We start from the raw sequence: 15,225 nt of genomic DNA, 5'->3' as shown, positions 1-15,225 counted from the left end.
AGGACTCCCGTGTCCCTACCGGCCCGGTTCCGCTTCAGGAGGGTGTCCTTCATGGTTGTCCCTTTCACCACAGGCTCGTTCCTGCGAGCCGCTTGGAGATCGCGTTCGCGGAGAGGATCAGCGTCAGGCCGATGACGGATTCAAACATTCCGATCGCTGCGGCGTAGCTGAAGTTGCTCGATTCCAGGCCCACCCGGTACAGGTAGGTGGAGATGACATCGGAGGTTTCGTAGTTGAGCGGGTTGTAGATCAACAGGATCTTCTCGAAGCCCACAGCCATGAACGTGCCGATGTTCAGGATCAGCAGGGTGATGATGGTGGGGCGGATGGCCGGGAGCGTGACGTGCCAGGTTTGCTGCCACCGGTTGGCGCCGTCGATCCGGGCCGCCTCGTATAGGGATTCGTCCACCCGGGTCAGCGCCGCAAGGTAGAGGATGGCGCCCCAGCCCATGGTTTGCCACACCTCGGAGCTGATGTACATGGGCCGGAACCAGCCCGCGTCCTGGGTGAAGTTCACGGTGGTGCCAAAGAGGGAATTGGCCACCTGGTTCACCGTGCCGGTCATGGAGAAGTTCTGCAGGATCATGCCCGCGATGATCACCACGGACATAAAGTGCGGCAGGTACGCCACGGTCTGGACCAGCTTCTTGAACTTCTGCGAGCGCAGTTCATTGAGCATCAGCGCGAAGATGATGGGCATGGGGAAGCAAAAGAGCAGGGTCAGGACGCCGAGGATGATGGTGTTCTGGAAGGCCTGCCAGAAGCTGGGATCGTTGATGAACAAGGTGACGTACTTCAGGCCCACCCATTTTTCGCCGAAGATGCTGCCGCCGGGCTGGAACTGGCGGAATGCGATCACGTTCCCGGCCATGGGGAGGTAGCGGAACACCGCAAAGTAGATCAGCGGCAGCAGAACCAGGGTGTAGAGCCGCCAGTCACGGGTGATGGCGACTTTCCAGCTGCCGGGTTTGTTGCGGCGGCCGCCGTTCCTGTTTTTGCCGCCTTTGCCGGGCGGGTCTGCGGTGACCGCTTCGGGGGGAATTTCCAATCGCATGGCCATGGTGCCTCCTAGCGGGCCGTCTGTGGGGTGGGTTCGTCGATGACCAGGACGCCGTTCGCGGCCAGTTCCACCCTGCCGCTGACAGGGTTCCCGGTAATGAGGTCGGTGCCGCCGGCCTGCAGGTCAACCAGAGCCGGGGCATCGTTGTGGTTGAGGACCAGGAGGTAGCTGCGTGCAGTACCAGTACGACGCCGGACCTGGACTCCCGGAGGTGCCTGAAGTTCCGGGCGGATTCCGGCAGCCTGGCGTTCGGTTGCGAGCAGGTCCGCCAGGTAGGAGTCGTCTACCCTGGCTGACAGATACAGGGCAGTTCCTTTGCCGAACGAGTTGCGGGTGACCGCGGGAAAACCTTCCAGCCGGCCGGAGCCGTAACTGGCCAGGACGTCAGCGGACTCGGCGTGCAGGTGCTCGGTCCAGTAACCGGCGGAGGCTGTGCCGCCGTCGGCCGTGCGCAGTTTTACTTCCTCCCCCTCGCCAGCCAGCGGATGCAGTTCCTCGCTCCAGGCGCCCAGGACCGTGCGGAGGGCTCCCGGGTAGCCGCCCAAGCGGATGGTGTTGTCCTGGTCCACCATGCCGGACAGGTAGCTGGCCACCAGGCGTCCGCCGCCGGCCACGTAGTCCTCGATCCGCTGCGCGGCACCATCCGTCAGTAAATACGTGGCGGGCAGGACCACCAGGCTGTACGGGGTGAGGTCACTTTTGGTGTCCACAAAGTCCACGGTGATGTTGGCGTCGAAGAACGGCCGGTACAGGCGGAGTACTTCCTGCGCATAGTTAAGGTCGGAACGCGGCGAATTCCCCAGCTCCAGGGCCCACCAACAGTCCCAGTCGAAGACCACTGCCACCTTCGCAGCGGACCGCGTTCCGGCGATGCCGCCAAGGCTCTTCAACTCCTGGCCCAGTCCGCAGACTTCGCGGAACACCCGGGTGTTGGGACCGGCGTGGTTGACCATGCCGGAGTGGTACCGCTCGGTGCCGCCCTTGGCCTGCCGCCACTGGAAAAACAGGATGGAGTCGGCGCCCTGGGCGATGGCCTGGTAGGAGCCGAGCCGCATTTTGCCCGGCAGCTTGGACACGTTCACGGACCACTGGCTGACAGCGGCGGTGGCCTGTTCCATGACCAGCCACGGCTGGCCTTTGCGCAGCGAGCGCATCAGGTCGAAGTTCAGGGCCGCCGCCACGTGGGCGTCTTCCTCCCGCGGGTCCGGGTAGATATCCAGGGCCACGGAGTCCTCCTCGGCTGCCCAGGCCCAGTAGTCGTTGTTTTTGTAGAAGCGCATGAAGTTGGTGACGATGGGCAGGTCCGGGGTGTGCGTGCGCAGGATGTCCCGCTCCGCCTTGTAGTGGGCCAGCATGCTGTCCGACGTGAACCGGTGGTAGTCCAGCCTGCGTGACGGGTTGGACCAGGTGCGGGGCTGGGCCGGCGCGTTGACCTGGGCCCAGTCCGAGTAGACCTGGCCCCACACATCCGTGCTCCAGGCCTGGTTGAGCCGGTCCACGCTGCCGTACTTCTCCTGCAGCCAGATCCGGAATGCCCGGTCCGCGTGCGGGCCGTAGGACACGGGACCGTATTCGTTGTTGACGTGCCACATGCACAGCGCGGGGTGCGTGGCGTACCGCTCCCCCATGGTTTGCGCCATGGCCAGTGATTTGGCCCGGTACACAGGATGCGAAACGTCGAAGTGCTGCCGGGAGCCGAACCCGAAGGTGGACCCGTCCGCCAGGACCGGGAGGATGTCAGGGTGCTGGGTAATCAGCCAGGCGGGCGGCACGGCGTCCGGGGTGGCCAGGTCCACGCCGATGCCGTTGGCGTGCAGGAGGTCCATCACCTCATCCAGCCAGCCGAAGTCGTAGATACCGTCCGCCGTTTCAAGCCTGCTCCACGAGAACACTGCGAGGGTGACCAGGTTGACGCCGGCTTCCTTCATCAGGCGGACGTCCTCATCCCAGAGCTCGCGGGGCCACTGCTCGGGGTTGTAGTCCCCGCCGTAGGCGATGCCGCCGAGCCGCTGATGCAGGGCCTTGAGTCTTTGTTCCGGGGTGCTGCTGCGTGGCTCGCTGGTCATCATTGTCCTTTGGTTGGCATGTGGCCGCCGGCATCCCGGCCATGCGACCTGCATCACAAGAAAGAAACTATCGTAAAGTTTACGCAATAACAACAGTCTGCGGAGAAAGCAACCGCTTTCGAGATGACCCCAGGTTGCCGCGGCGCCACCGGTCGGGACCCTTCGGCGTTGCATCAGGACCTGCGCAGACCATCCCGCCATCAACCGCCCGGCACTTCCGGTTTCACGGAATGGGTGGAAACTATCGGAACCGTTCGCTTGAGACGAGGAACACCCGCGCGCACCTTGCCGTGCAGACCCTGCGGGAGGATACTTGTTAGCGAAGCTAATTAGCATTGCTAACGATTATCGCCAGGAGGCGCACCCGCGGATATGGCCGGCACTGACACCACGATTTCCCCGACTCAAGACACCCCTCCTGCGGACAGCCCGCAGGACAGCCTGGCCATCGAGCTCCGGACCGCCGTGATGCGGACATCCCGCCGGCTCCGCATCGAGGCCACCGGCGATGCCATCACCCCCGGCCAGTACACCGTGCTGGCCCACCTGAACGGCAACGGCCCCTTCACCCTGCGCGGCCTGGCGGACCTCGAACATGTCCAGGCGCCGTCCATGACCCGGATCGTCAATGCCCTCGCCGACCAGGAGTTTGTCTCCCGGCAGGTCCACCCGGACGACGGCCGGCAGGTGAACATCACCATCACCGGCGCCGGCCGGGCCGTCCTCGCCGAGGCGAGGGAGCAGCGGACTGCGTGGCTGGCACAGCGGGTCGCAGGCCTGAGTGACGAGGACCGGGGCGTCCTTAGCCGGGCCGCCCAGCTGATGCAGGAAATGAGCGGCAAATGAGCGCCATGTTCCGGGCCCTGGAAAACCCCAACTACCGGATCTGGGCGGGCGGGGCGCTGGTGTCAAACATCGGCACCTGGATGCAGCGCGTGGCCCAGGACTGGCTGGTCCTGACAGTCCTGACCAACCATTCCGGCGCCGCAGTGGGCATCACCACCGGCCTGCAGTTCCTGCCCATGCTGCTCCTGGGACCTTACGGCGGGGTGCTGGCCGACAGGTACCGCAAACGCGTCATCCTGCTCTGGACCCAGCTGGCCATGGGCCTGACCGGCCTGGCCATCGGCCTGTTGGTGGTCACCGGCACCGCCCAGCTCTGGCACGCGTATGTAGCCGCCCTGTGCCTGGGCATCGCCAGCGCCATCGATGCACCCGCACGCCAGGCTTTTGTCTCGGAGCTGGTGGGCCAGGACAACATCGCCAACGCCGTGGCCCTGAACTCCGCTTCCTTCAACACCGCAAGGCTCACCGGCCCCGCCATCGCCGGTGTGCTGATCGCCTGGGTGGGCACCGGCCCGGTGTTCCTGATCAACGCCGCAAGCTTCGCCGCGGTCATCTTCTCGCTGTTCCGGATCCGCACCTCGGAACTGGCGCAGCCTGCGACCGTCAGCCGCAGCAAACACCAAGTGGCCGAGGGCATCGCCTACGTCCGGCGCCGCCCGGACCTGGTGCTGATCATGGTGCTGGTGGGGATCCTGGGCGCCTTCGGCATGAACTTTCCCATCACCAACGCGCTGATGGCCACCACGGAATTCCGGATGGGACCCGGCGAGTTCGGCCTGCTGGGCTCCATCATGGCCGTGGGTACGCTGGCCGGTGCGCTGCTGGCGGCACGCCGGTCCGGGCCCCGGCTCCGCCTGCTCCTGGGCGGCGCCCTGGGCCTGGGCTTCTTCACCATCCTGGGCAGCGTATCGCCGACATTCTGGCTGTACGCCGTCATCCTGATCCCGGTGGGCCTGGCGTCCATCACGTTCCTGAACAGCTGCAACACCAGCATCCAGCTTTCCGTGGAACCGCAGTTCCGCGGCCGGGTCCTGGCGCTCTACCTGGCCATCCTGCAGGGCGGCACCGCCCTGGGCGCCCCGCTGATGGGTTGGATCGGATCCGAGTTCGGCGCCCGCTGGTCGGTGGCCGCCGGCGGCATCATCGTGCTGCTGACCGCGCTCGTTGCAGTAATTGTGGTCAGCCGGCGCAACCACCTCACGCTGCGCACCACGCTCCGCTCCGCCATCAAGCGGGCACCCGCGGTTTAGTTAGCGCACGACGGCGGCACCCGGCCACCGCTTCCCCGCCACCTTCCCAACGTGGCTGGCCCAGCGCGCCGGATCCCGCCGTCGTACTGCTGCTGCTTCCTGTCCCGGCGCTTCAGAGGCGCTGGGAAAGGTTGAGGATGTTCCCTTCGCTGTCCAGGAACCAGGCGGATTTGCCCCATTCATTGGCAACCACGCCGTTCTCCGTCTTCAGCCCGGGGAAGTCGTACTCCTCGAAGGTGACACCACGTCCGCGGAGTTCCTCCATGTCGCGTTCCAGGTTGTCCGTCTCCCACCCCATCTGGGTGTTCTTCGCCGAACCGGCGTTTTCAGTCTGGTAGATCAGGAAGCCGGTGCCACCGCCGGCCGTGTACATCAGGCTGTCCTCCTCCATTGACCCGGACGGCTCCATTCCCAACTTGTCCCGGTAGAAATCCTTGGCCCTGTTGATGTCCTTGGCCGCGAGGACCGCCATGATATTTGAATCCTTCAGCATGATGATTTCCTTTGTGCTTTTTCGCTCCGGCGGTTCTGCGCGCCCCCTGTTGCGGCCCCCTGCCGGGCCGCGTCGCCGCCCGTTCCGCCGACTGCCGGGGCGGCCACTTGGGACCCGGGCGCCCGGTACGGCCGTCATTGGCCGGCATCGTGGCGCGGGAATCCCCGTAGCTTATGAGGCCATTATGGAACTGAACGGGCTGCGGCGATATAGGGAATTTATGCGGCACTTGCCATCTGGCTGCGCCGGGCGCGGCGCCCTGCGGCAACCCGCACCCCGATGTGCGGGGAATCCCCTAAATGCGGCGCTTTTTCCCGGTTCCGCCGGATCATTTTCCGCGCACTATTTACCTATGTGGTCCCTCAATCGCGTGATTCCGGCACTCCGGTCCTGGTGGCGCCTTCCCGGGCAGGCACCTGTTTCCAGCACCGGGGAGCTACCCCCGGACCAGGTGGTGGTGTTTGTCCACGGCATGGGCAAGGCGCTGAAGGGCGGGACGCTGCAGGAATGGGCACAGCCGCTGGCGCAGAGCTTCCGCGACTACGCACTGGACGATGTGGGCTGCCTGACGTGTGCGCCGCTGATCATCACCGACGCCTCCGCCGTGATCGATACTCCCTCCATCCGCGCCCGCGTCCTGCGCCGCCACAACCCAGGCCCCGGGGCGGAGCACCACCCCGAATACGCCACCATCCTGATCACCGAGGCCTCCTGGGGCGCGGACTTCGTTCCCGCCACCGCCACGGACACGTATTCGTGGGCCTGGACCATGATGCCGAAGGTTTACGGCCGGTCCATGGAGCTCCTGTGGTGGAACCTTTATGCGGGGCGTCCGTCCCGCAGCAATCCCTTCTGGTTGCTCAAGCGCATCAAACAGGTCATCCTGTCTGCCAGCACCGCCGTTCTGGGTTTTGTGGTCCTGATTCCGGGTTTGGCCCTGCTGGGAGTGGTGATCTTCCTGGCAAACGTGCCCGGCCTGGGCCGCTTCGTGGGAGCTTTCGTCGGCCTGTTCGCCGAGTTTCTTGGTGATCCCCAGGTGTGGCTCCGCCGGCCGCTGCAAGCTGCGGCAATGCGCCAGCGCATTATCCGGACCCTTTCCCCCTGGAATGCCCTGGGCATCCCGATCACGTTGGTGGCGCACAGCCAGGGTGCAGCAGTGAGTGCCCAGGTCCTCTTCCAGAAAGGGCTGAGTGGCTGCAGCGCCCAAGTGACCAACTTCGTCACCGTAGGCAGTGGAGTGGGGCTACTGGGGTACGCCAAATGGGGCGGCAACGGAACAGATCCCGTTGCGGACTGGATGCACAACACCAGGTTCCGCTGGATCAACATGTGGGGAAAGTTCGATTTTGTCCCCGCAGGTCCCATCAGCACGGATCACAACGGCACGCGGCCGGTGTTCGAGAACCTGTTTGACCGGAACAATCCCAAAAACCCCGCCCCAGGGCCCGGTCCCGAGGAACACGCCATCTACAACCGGGCAGCCCTGATTTACGATCACATCGTCTATTCGCGGAACCGGGTCGAGGTCATCGACCCACTGGCGCGGCTCGTCCTGCCGCCAGTGGCGGGCGGCGGAGCGCCGGCGCCCGCCCCCGTAGGCATCCCGATCGGCGACCCTACGGACCGGAGGCTCCGTCCCCACCGGGTCATGGTCAAAAGCCTGGCGGCTACCCGGGCCTTGGCATCTATTGCCGGGGTGGGGCTTGCCCCGCCCATCATGTCGTGGCTGAGCACGTTGAAGCCGCTGCAGGCGGCACTGCAGTGCAGCCCGGCGGACGGTACGGAGGTGCAGTGGTGGGTAGCCTGGTTCTGCTCCTACGGGGGCTTCAGCTGGCAGGCGCCCGGCACCTGGCCGTCCAACGCTGTGGCAGCAGCGCTCATCGCTGCCTTTTACATCGCGGTACTCAACGGCCCCCTGTGGAACTGGCTGCACGGGCTGGTAGAGCGGCGCAGGAAAAGAACCCTTTCTCAGCTGAGGCCGAACCGGAAACCTGGTGACCTGCCCCGCCGGGGCCCGCTGACCGACGCCGGGAACCCTTGGCCGTGGGTGTGGCTTTATGCGGCTGGTGTGTGGACAGCTACGCTGCTGCCGCTGTATTTCGTGGCGGGCCCCACCATGGCCGCCGTGGGCGTGGGAACAGCCCTGGTACTGGTCTATGAAAGCAACCGGGGCACCGGCGTCGAACCGCTGGCCTCCCGGCCCCCGCGCCAGCCCTAGGGTTTGCAGAAGACCCGCCGTACGGCGCAGAGCGTCAGCTTGAAGGCCTTGGCACCCTGCTTGACCAGCCCGGCGTCGGCCTCCAGGATTTGCGCCTGCCCACGCGCATTCTGGATCGCCGCCAGCGGCGGAAGGTCCGCCGCGGACTGCCGGGCCGCCTGCCAGGAGGTGGCGCACTTGCCGGCACCGAAGGAGAGGCCAAGCCCGGTTTTAAGCGTCTTTCCGGTATCCCAGGTTGCAACATCGGAGGTCCCCGCAGCAGCCGCCTTGTAAACGGCCTCCGTGCAATCCCACACCGCCTTCCGGCCCGGGGAGCCGCGGGCGAACAGGTACTTGGTCCCGGCTTTCGCGGCCTTTGCGGTTCCCTGTTCAAGCCAGGCACCGCCGGTCCAGGCCAGTGACAAAAACGGATCCAGCAACCAGGACAGGCTCTCCGCCGCCCCGATGGGGACCGAAACTGTCTCGCCGGGGACCATAAATGCCGACAGATGCAGCTTCTTTTCGAACGCCACCTGGTGGAACAACACCATCGTGTCCGTTGGCGCCACCGGTGTGACCGTGGTTTTGTCAGGACTGTAGAAGGCCCACACCATTTTGGAGTTGTTGGTGATCCGCAGCGTTGCCCCACCCGCGCAGGCAACGATCTGGTCCAGGTAGGTGCGTTCCGCGTCGGATTCCGGCACGGGAAACTGCCGACGGGGCCACAGCAACTGGCACCCTGGATCGGGGCTGCCCGGTGCCAGCGCCGCCTGGCCGGCGGAGTTCGGAGCAGGTCCCACTGTCTTTGCTTTGGTGGCCGTCGCCTGCGTCTGCGCATCCAGGAAAGCCGCCTCATTGGCGTCGGCCGTCCCTTCCGCCACGGGTTGGCCAACGTTTTCCGGCCCGGCGCCGGCGGGTTCCGCAGCGCTGCAGCCGGCCACGGCAACGACAACAACCAGAACCAGCGAAGGCACAAGGACCAAACGGGGCCGTGGTGGTTTTATCCGCTGGTCCTTGCCCTGTTTTTGATGGGACCGTTCCTGGGAAACGCCGCCGAACCACATCCGGATCGCCTTCTTACGCTGTGCCGCCCGCCATGCCGTGGGCACACAGTACTCCGGAGCCTTGTGGTGCGCAATGACAGGCGCTGAATCGCCGGAAAACCCAGGTTTCAGGAATCCGGCCAGCTTCTTGCCCCTCATGGCGTGCCGCGAATCGCCATTGACAGCAAAACTTTGTCATGACAAAGTTCCACAAGTATTAGAGCGCTCCAATTCTTGCCCCGGCAACCGCAACTGAAGGAACCAATGAAGATTTCGATGAACTCAACTGCCGCGTTCCATGGCACCACTTTGCGGGATATTGCGGTGGCCAAAGCGGCGGGCTATGACGCGGTGGAGTTGCAGACCCCGAAGCTGTTCCGTTTCCTCGATGCCGGCTATACCGCCCAGGACCTGTTACCCGCCCTGGCTGGATTCCCGGTTTCCGGTGTAGGGGCAATCCAGGAGGCGCCGGACCAGGACTTCATCCGGGACGCCACCCGGCTGGCCCAGGTGGCGCAAGTGGTGGGTGCGCCCTTCGTCCAGATGTGCACAGGCCCCGTGGACGTCCGCGTGGTGCACGATTTCAAGGCCGGGATCCTGGCCCCCGGAGATGCCCGCTTCCGCGGCACACTGGGCATGGATGAAAAGGACGCCCTCGCCGATACCGCCCGGCGGGTGGCCCTGGCTGCCGACATTGCGGCCGACCACGGCGTTGGCCTCTACCTTGAGCCGCTGGCCTGGGCTCCTGTCAACCGGCTGGCCCAGGCCCTGCAGATTCTCGAAACCATTGACCGGCCCAACGCAAAGCTGTGCGTGGATTTCTGGCATTTCTGGGTCACCGGCGACACCGTGGAGCAAGTCGCTGCCCTTCCGGCAGAGATCATTGCCGCTGTCCACGTTTGTGATGGCCTGCCGGTTGCAGCCGGCGACGTCCCGGACCAGTCCTCTTCACGCAACGTATGGACCGGAGCCGGGAACATTCCGCTGCAGGAATGGGTGGACGCCACCAAGGCGACCGGCTTCGACGGCTGGTACTGCCCCGAGATCTTCTGCGACAAGGTGGCGGAGCAGGACGACGTCCTGGTCGCATCGTCGCTGCGCAACACCGTGGCCATGCTGCTGGCATAGCGCCGCGGCTCAGCCCCTGATTTCCGCCATCCGGAGCCGGACAATCTCAGCCACCACGCTGTCCGGAACGGGATGTTCGGGTGAGAAACGGATGGTCCCCCTGGACAGCGAAAACCCTTCCAGCGTTCCGGCAACGGCAGCCACTACGGAACCCGAGAACGGGTAAATAGACAGATGCCTGGCTGCTGCCACCACGGCGATGAGGGGCTTACCGTCCAGTTTCAGTGCCGGCATGCCGTAGCTGACCCCTTCGCTTGCCTCCGGGGCCAGGTCATAGGCGATCCGGATTACCCGCTCAAGGCAACCGCGGCCCGGCTCCGGCATTGCTGCCAACGCCTCGGCCACGGTCCCCATAAGTCAGCCCTTTTTCCTGGCCGCCACGGTGCCGGCCAGCGATGCAAGGCCGCGCTCGAAGTCCGAGCCCACCATCTTGTCCATGTTCACGAAGAACGCGAAGATTTTGGCAGCTCCCTTGTTCTCGCCGGTCATCCGCCACTGGACCTCGGTGCCGCCGGGAACGGAGGTGAACGTGAAGGTGGTGGGGTTCAGGGCCTTGAACGGCTTGGTGAACTGCAGCCGGACCTTGACGGTACTGTCCGGCACGGACTCCACGATCTCCATGGTGCCGCTGCCGGCCTTGCGGTTGCCGCTCCACTCATAACCGGCACCCACACCGGTGTCGGGTCCGAAATACCGCCGGTCCATGCCGGGGTCCACGCTCTCCCAGGGCGACCAGGCGGTCCACTCTCGGAAGCTGTTGACCAGCGGAAATATCTCATTGGCGCTGGCAGGAATGACCGCACTGCGGCGGACTTCATAGGTAGACATAAGGCAAGCATAGGAGCCGGTCCCGCTCTTGGGTAGGTGCGTGCAGGACGCTTCCCGACCGTCAGCCGAGGACGATATTCACCGGCTCTTTTCCGTCCTTCAGCAGGTCGATCTGCTGCCGGATCAGCCGGACCATCCGAGGAAACATGGCCGTGCTGGCGCCACCCACGTGTGGTGTGATCAGCACGCCGGGGGTGGTCCACAGCGGGTGGTCCGCAGGCAGCGGTTCGGGATCCGTGACGTCAAGGGCCGCCCGGAGCCTCCCCGAGCGAGTTTCGGCCAGCAGCGCCGCTGTGTCCGCCACCGGTCCGCGGGCCACATTCACCAGCAGGGCACCGTCCGGCATGGCCGCCAGGAATCTTGCATCCACGAGGTGCCGGGTCGTATCGCTGAGCGGAACGCTGACCACCACAATCTCGTGCAGCGGCAGTTGCCGGTACAGGGAGTCGATGCCGTGGATTTTCCCGGCAGTTTCGTCCCGCTCACGGCTGGCCAGGCGGGTAACCTCCGCTTCAAACGGCAGGAGCCGGTCCTCGATGGCCTTGCCCACTCCCCCGTAGCCCACCAGCAGCACGCGGCGGTCCGCGAGGCTGGGCCGCATGGAGCTGTCCCACGTGCCCGACGCCTGGTTCCGGGCGAAATCGGGAATCCCCCGCTGGCTGGCGATCATCATTCCCAAGGCGAGTTCCGCCGTCGACGTCTCGTGGACGCTGGCTGCGTTGGCGAAACGGCAACCGTCGGGCAGGACGGAGGCGACGCCGTCGTACCCGATGGACTGGCTCTGCACCACCCGCACCTCGACGCCGTTGAGTGCGGCGAGCGCGGCAGGCTTGCCCATGTACGGCGGCACCAGAAGGTCCAGGCGTCCCTCAGGCGCAGTCCCCGAGAGGTCCCACTGGATAAATTCGACGCCGTCAACCGGCTCGAGTGCCGCAAGGAGGCGTTCATCGGGCAGGCTCACCCGCAGCGCCGTCACGCAGCCACCGTCCCATGCCCGATTGCTGCCATATCCATTGCGCGCATGGCGCCTCCCTGGTCCTGTTGCCCCGGCCCGGGCGACCGGAGCTTCCTCCCCTCCAACGTACCGGCAGGGCGGCCACATACGCCGCTTGGGTCCGTATGACGGCGCGTAACGCCGCCCGGCGTCATACGCCCATCGGCGCCGGGAATCCTGTAAATTTAAGGGAGGAATTGACCGGCCAGCGAGCCGTCTTCCACCTCTCCCCCTGAATGGATCCCCCCTCCCATGTCGTCCGCGATTTCCGCGCCGGAAAATACCCGTTTCCCGTACGCCCCGTTGCTGGTGCTGGCCACCATCGCCTTCACCGCCATCACCACCGAACTCCTGCCGTCCGGCCTGTTGCCCCAGATCAGTGCGGGCCTGGACGTGTCCGAGCCGGTGGCCGGCTATCTTGCCGCCGCCTACGCCGCGGTGATTGTGGTGACGGTGGTGCCGGCGGCCCGGCTGCTGGCCCGGATTCCCCGGCATACGCTGCTGGTGGCGCTGGTGCTGACGTTCGCGCTGAGCAACGCGATGGTGGCCCTGGCTCCGGACTTCACCGCAGCCATGGTGGCGCGGCTGATCGGCGGACTGGCGCACGGGCTGCTGTGGACCACCATGGCGCCGTTTGTCACCCGCGTAGTGCCGGCGGACAAAGTGGGCAAGGCCCTGGCCATCGTGTTCAGCGGCAACAGCCTGGGCCTGGCCATCGGCGCGCCCGTGGGCACGGCGCTGGGCACGCTGGTGGGCTGGCGGTCGGCGTTCCTGGTTCTGGCCGGATTCGGCCTGCTCCTGACGGTGCTGGCGTTTTTCCTGCTGCCGCGGGTCCAGCGCATCCCGGATGCCGTCCGCCCCTCCCTCCGCAAGGCCATCGCCCAGCCCGGAGTGAAAGCCATTGCCATCGCCTGGCCGCTGCTGGTCCTGGCGCACTTCGCGCTGTTCACCTACATTGCCCCGTTCATCCGCGCGGCCGGTTTCCCCGACTACGCCATCAGCCTGTCCCTGACCGTCCTGGGGCTCGCGGGCCTGCTGGGCATCTGGATCGCTGGCCTCACCGTTGATTCACGGCCGCGCCGTTCGTTGCTGATCACGACGGCGGCCATCGCCGTCTCGATGGCTTTCCTGCCGCTGGCGGTGGGCAACTTTGTGGTGGCCCTGATCCTCATGACCGTCTGGGGTGCCGGTATCGGTGCGATCGGGATCTACAACCAGTCCGCCATCCTGCGCGCCGGCGGCGAATACCAGGAGGCCGCCAACGGGCTCACCGTCCTGACCATCCAGCTGGGCATCACCATCGGTGCCCTGTACGGGTCGGCAGCGCTGGTGGCGGGCGGGCCGCTGCTGGTCCCGGTCGCCGCCGCCCTGCCGGTTGTGGTGGCGCTGGCCATCGCGTTTGGCGGGAAACGGTACGCGTACCCAGCCGGGCCGCGGGAGCGGTTGTGGCTGGATCCGCGGCCGGTCCAGGGCAGCGCCCGCGACCAGACGCAGGCACCTACCCCCTAGCCTCGGGCCCAGCCCGCTATCGTCTGCTACCTATCCCAGTACCGCGCAGACGTCGGTTATCCTCCCCTGGATCTCCAGGGAGGTGAAGGTACTCCTGTTGGCCAGCAAGTCGAAGGCGCTGCGGCCCTTGATGACGTAGCTGATGGGTCCTGCCGGCTTGTCATCAGGGAAAAGGATGATGAGGGCCGAGCCGCGGATGACGGAGCTGAAGGTCCCATCGGTGTTGGGGATGGTCACCTGGCTGGAGCCGCTGGAACGAACAAAATATGTTTTGTTGGTGGCGAGGTTGGTGAAGGTCAGGTCGTAGCCCCGGCCCGTGGTCAGCTCCCGTACTACGTCACCGTTCCGATCGAGCAGCTCCCTGACCCGTCCGGTGGCGCCGGAGGCGTCCACCCGCAGGTCGAAACCGGCGCAGGCGACACCGGCAGGAAAGTCGTAGGAGAAACTTTCTGCCATGGGAGTGCCCGGCTGCGGCGGAACCGCACCGGCCGCCGTCGGGATGGCTGCGAGTGCGGCGGCGAGCAGGGTGGTATGGGCAAAACGGCGTGCTGTGGTGGTTTTCATAACGGGCTCCGATTTTTACCGGCGGCCTTGCTGGCCGCAGTCAGATAACTGGCCGCGCCGCCGGACCGTCCAGCTGCAGAGCTGCGGGCGCTCAACGCCGGGATCCGTGTCCGGTCCTGGACACCCACCGGCAAAACAGTTCAACGTGTACGCGAGTGAGACTACTCAGAAGCTCCGCAGAGTCAACAATCACTTACTACACCCAACCCCTTGATAGGTGACCATATGGTCACCTATCCTGGGGAGTATGGATGATGTGTTCAAGGCACTCGCCGACCCCACCCGCAGGGATCTGCTCGATGCGCTGTTCCGCGAGGACGGGCAACCACTGGGGGCCCTCGAGTCGCACTTCACCATGACCCGTTTCGGGATCGCCAAGCACCTCCGCATCCTTGAGGGTGCGGGCCTGGTGGTGACCCGCCGTCGGGGGCGGGAAAAGCTGCATTTCCTCAACCCCGTTCCCATCCGGCTGGTCCACGACCGCTGGGTCAGCAAATTCGCTGCACCATGGGCCGCTGCCCTCAGCGACCTCAAATCCAGATTGGAAAGTCCCATGGAAAAAATCTTCGAAATCTACATCAAAACCACGCCGGAACGGCTGTGGGAAGCGATCACGGACAGCAATATCCGCAGCCAGTACCAGTTCGGCAACACCCTCGAAGCGGACTGGACGCCCGGCGGAAAATTTGTGATGTCGAACGGCGGCGCACGCCTTGGCGAGGGAGTGAACCTGGAGGTCGACCCGCCCCGCAGGCTGGTCCAGACCATGCAGGCCCTGTGGGGCGAGGACGTCAAGGCCGAGGGCTCCTCCACCATCACGTGGGAAATCGAGCCCGTCGGCGATTCCTGCCGCCTCATCGTCACCCACAGCGACCTCCGCGACGGCGCCAACGACCAGCTTTACGGCGGCTGGCCCATGATCCTCTCCGGCCTGAAAACGTGGCTGGAAACCGGGGAGAAACTCACCACGCCTGGGTCCCTGCTGTATACGTAACGGCCGACGGCGGTCAGCCGCGGCGGGTGCCGTCCCAGCCGCGGCGGCGCATCCTCCTGCCGGCCAGCATGTTCCAGCCTCCCAGCACCACACCAAGGAACACGGCCACCACACCGGCGAAGAACCAACCGTCACGGCCAAAGATCATCAGCGCCACACCGAGCAGGCCCAGCCCCTTGGCGGCAATGTCCAGATACAGCGTTGCCCTCGGGAAGTCCATGCTTCCACGGTAACCCCCCGGTGCCCGCCAAGG

General features: G+C 65.5%; 15 protein-coding genes. 6 read left to right on the top strand and 9 right to left on the bottom strand.

Annotated features, from left to right (window positions below):
• Positions 1-64: 64 nt before the first annotated feature.
• Together ACRB8A_RS04640 and ACRB8A_RS04635 are read right to left on the bottom strand one after the other, a co-directional pair.
• On the bottom strand, positions 65-1,060 hold the full coding sequence (locus ACRB8A_RS04640; protein WP_050683890.1) for an ABC transporter permease: 996 nt from the start codon (positions 1,058-1,060) through the stop codon (positions 65-67).
• 8 nt (positions 1,061-1,068) lie between these two features.
• Positions 1,069-3,126, bottom strand: a complete 2,058-nt coding sequence (locus tag ACRB8A_RS04635; RefSeq protein ID WP_432245687.1) for a beta-galactosidase — start codon at positions 3,124-3,126, stop codon at positions 1,069-1,071.
• A gap of 372 nt (positions 3,127-3,498) precedes the next feature.
• On the opposite strand from ACRB8A_RS04635, the gene ACRB8A_RS04630 reads away from it, so the two are divergent.
• Both ACRB8A_RS04630 and ACRB8A_RS04625 read left to right on the top strand, forming a co-directional pair.
• The gene (locus tag ACRB8A_RS04630; protein WP_432245686.1) at positions 3,499-3,972 is read left to right on the top strand and encodes a MarR family winged helix-turn-helix transcriptional regulator; all 474 of its coding nucleotides are present in this window, start codon (positions 3,499-3,501) and stop codon (positions 3,970-3,972) included.
• A complete protein-coding gene (locus tag ACRB8A_RS04625; RefSeq protein ID WP_285241398.1) occupies positions 3,969-5,222 on the top strand; it encodes an MFS transporter in 1,254 nt (417 codons plus the stop codon). Before ACRB8A_RS04630 ends, ACRB8A_RS04625 begins: the two co-directional genes overlap by 4 nt.
• A gap of 112 nt (positions 5,223-5,334) precedes the next feature.
• Here ACRB8A_RS04625 and ACRB8A_RS04620 read toward each other — a convergent pair whose 3' ends face one another.
• Entirely contained in the window at positions 5,335-5,715 is a 381-nt protein-coding gene (locus ACRB8A_RS04620) for a VOC family protein (RefSeq protein ID WP_050683894.1), read from the bottom strand.
• 352 nt (positions 5,716-6,067) lie between these two features.
• Here ACRB8A_RS04620 and ACRB8A_RS04615 point away from each other — a divergent pair, with 352 nt between their 5' ends.
• A complete protein-coding gene (locus ACRB8A_RS04615; RefSeq protein WP_432245685.1) occupies positions 6,068-7,933 on the top strand; it encodes a hypothetical protein in 1,866 nt (621 codons plus the stop codon).
• Here the strand turns inward: ACRB8A_RS04615 and ACRB8A_RS04610 are convergent.
• Positions 7,930-8,886: a hypothetical protein gene (locus tag ACRB8A_RS04610; protein WP_432245684.1), complete on the bottom strand. Its 957-nt coding sequence runs from the start codon at positions 8,884-8,886 to the stop codon at positions 7,930-7,932. The genes ACRB8A_RS04615 and ACRB8A_RS04610 overlap by 4 nt on opposite strands.
• Positions 8,887-9,219: 333 nt before the next feature.
• On the opposite strand from ACRB8A_RS04610, the gene ACRB8A_RS04605 reads away from it, so the two are divergent.
• Complete coding sequence (locus ACRB8A_RS04605) at positions 9,220-10,083, top strand: sugar phosphate isomerase/epimerase family protein (RefSeq protein WP_056596214.1); 864 nt, start codon at positions 9,220-9,222, stop codon at positions 10,081-10,083.
• Positions 10,084-10,092: 9 nt separating this feature from the next.
• Here the strand turns inward: ACRB8A_RS04605 and ACRB8A_RS04600 are convergent, their stop codons facing one another.
• The 3 genes from ACRB8A_RS04600 to ACRB8A_RS04590 form a co-directional block, all read right to left on the bottom strand.
• Positions 10,093-10,437, bottom strand: a complete 345-nt coding sequence (locus ACRB8A_RS04600; protein WP_050683898.1) for an iron chaperone — start codon at positions 10,435-10,437, stop codon at positions 10,093-10,095.
• 3 nt (positions 10,438-10,440) lie between these two features.
• Complete coding sequence (locus ACRB8A_RS04595; RefSeq protein WP_432245683.1) at positions 10,441-10,911, bottom strand: SRPBCC family protein; 471 nt, start codon at positions 10,909-10,911, stop codon at positions 10,441-10,443.
• A gap of 61 nt (positions 10,912-10,972) precedes the next feature.
• The gene (locus ACRB8A_RS04590) at positions 10,973-11,887 is read right to left on the bottom strand and encodes a 2-hydroxyacid dehydrogenase (protein ID WP_432245682.1); all 915 of its coding nucleotides are present in this window, start codon (positions 11,885-11,887) and stop codon (positions 10,973-10,975) included.
• Positions 11,888-12,157: 270 nt separating this feature from the next.
• Here ACRB8A_RS04590 and ACRB8A_RS04585 point away from each other — a divergent pair, with 270 nt between their 5' ends.
• Positions 12,158-13,414, top strand: coding sequence for an MFS transporter (locus ACRB8A_RS04585; protein ID WP_432245681.1), 1,257 nt, complete (start codon positions 12,158-12,160; stop codon positions 13,412-13,414).
• Positions 13,415-13,444: 30 nt separating this feature from the next.
• Here the strand turns inward: ACRB8A_RS04585 and ACRB8A_RS04580 are convergent, their stop codons facing one another.
• The gene (locus ACRB8A_RS04580; protein WP_432245680.1) at positions 13,445-13,978 is read right to left on the bottom strand and encodes a hypothetical protein; all 534 of its coding nucleotides are present in this window, start codon (positions 13,976-13,978) and stop codon (positions 13,445-13,447) included.
• A 247-nt stretch (positions 13,979-14,225) separates the two neighbouring features.
• Between ACRB8A_RS04580 and ACRB8A_RS04575 the strand changes: the two genes are divergently transcribed.
• The gene (locus ACRB8A_RS04575; protein ID WP_050683903.1) at positions 14,226-14,972 is read left to right on the top strand and encodes an ArsR/SmtB family transcription factor; all 747 of its coding nucleotides are present in this window, start codon (positions 14,226-14,228) and stop codon (positions 14,970-14,972) included.
• Between the two features lie 13 nt (positions 14,973-14,985).
• On the opposite strand, the gene ACRB8A_RS04570 is transcribed toward ACRB8A_RS04575, so the two are convergent.
• Positions 14,986-15,192, bottom strand: a complete 207-nt coding sequence (locus tag ACRB8A_RS04570; RefSeq protein ID WP_285241415.1) for a hypothetical protein — start codon at positions 15,190-15,192, stop codon at positions 14,986-14,988.
• Positions 15,193-15,225 lie beyond the last annotated feature (33 nt).

Origin of the sequence: Arthrobacter sp. G.S.26, assembly GCF_050847375.1 — a bacterium.
Lineage (GTDB): Bacteria > Actinomycetota > Actinomycetes > Actinomycetales > Micrococcaceae > Arthrobacter.
The sequence above is the reverse complement of the archived record's forward strand: the minus strand, read 5'-3'. Positions and strand labels throughout refer to the sequence as shown.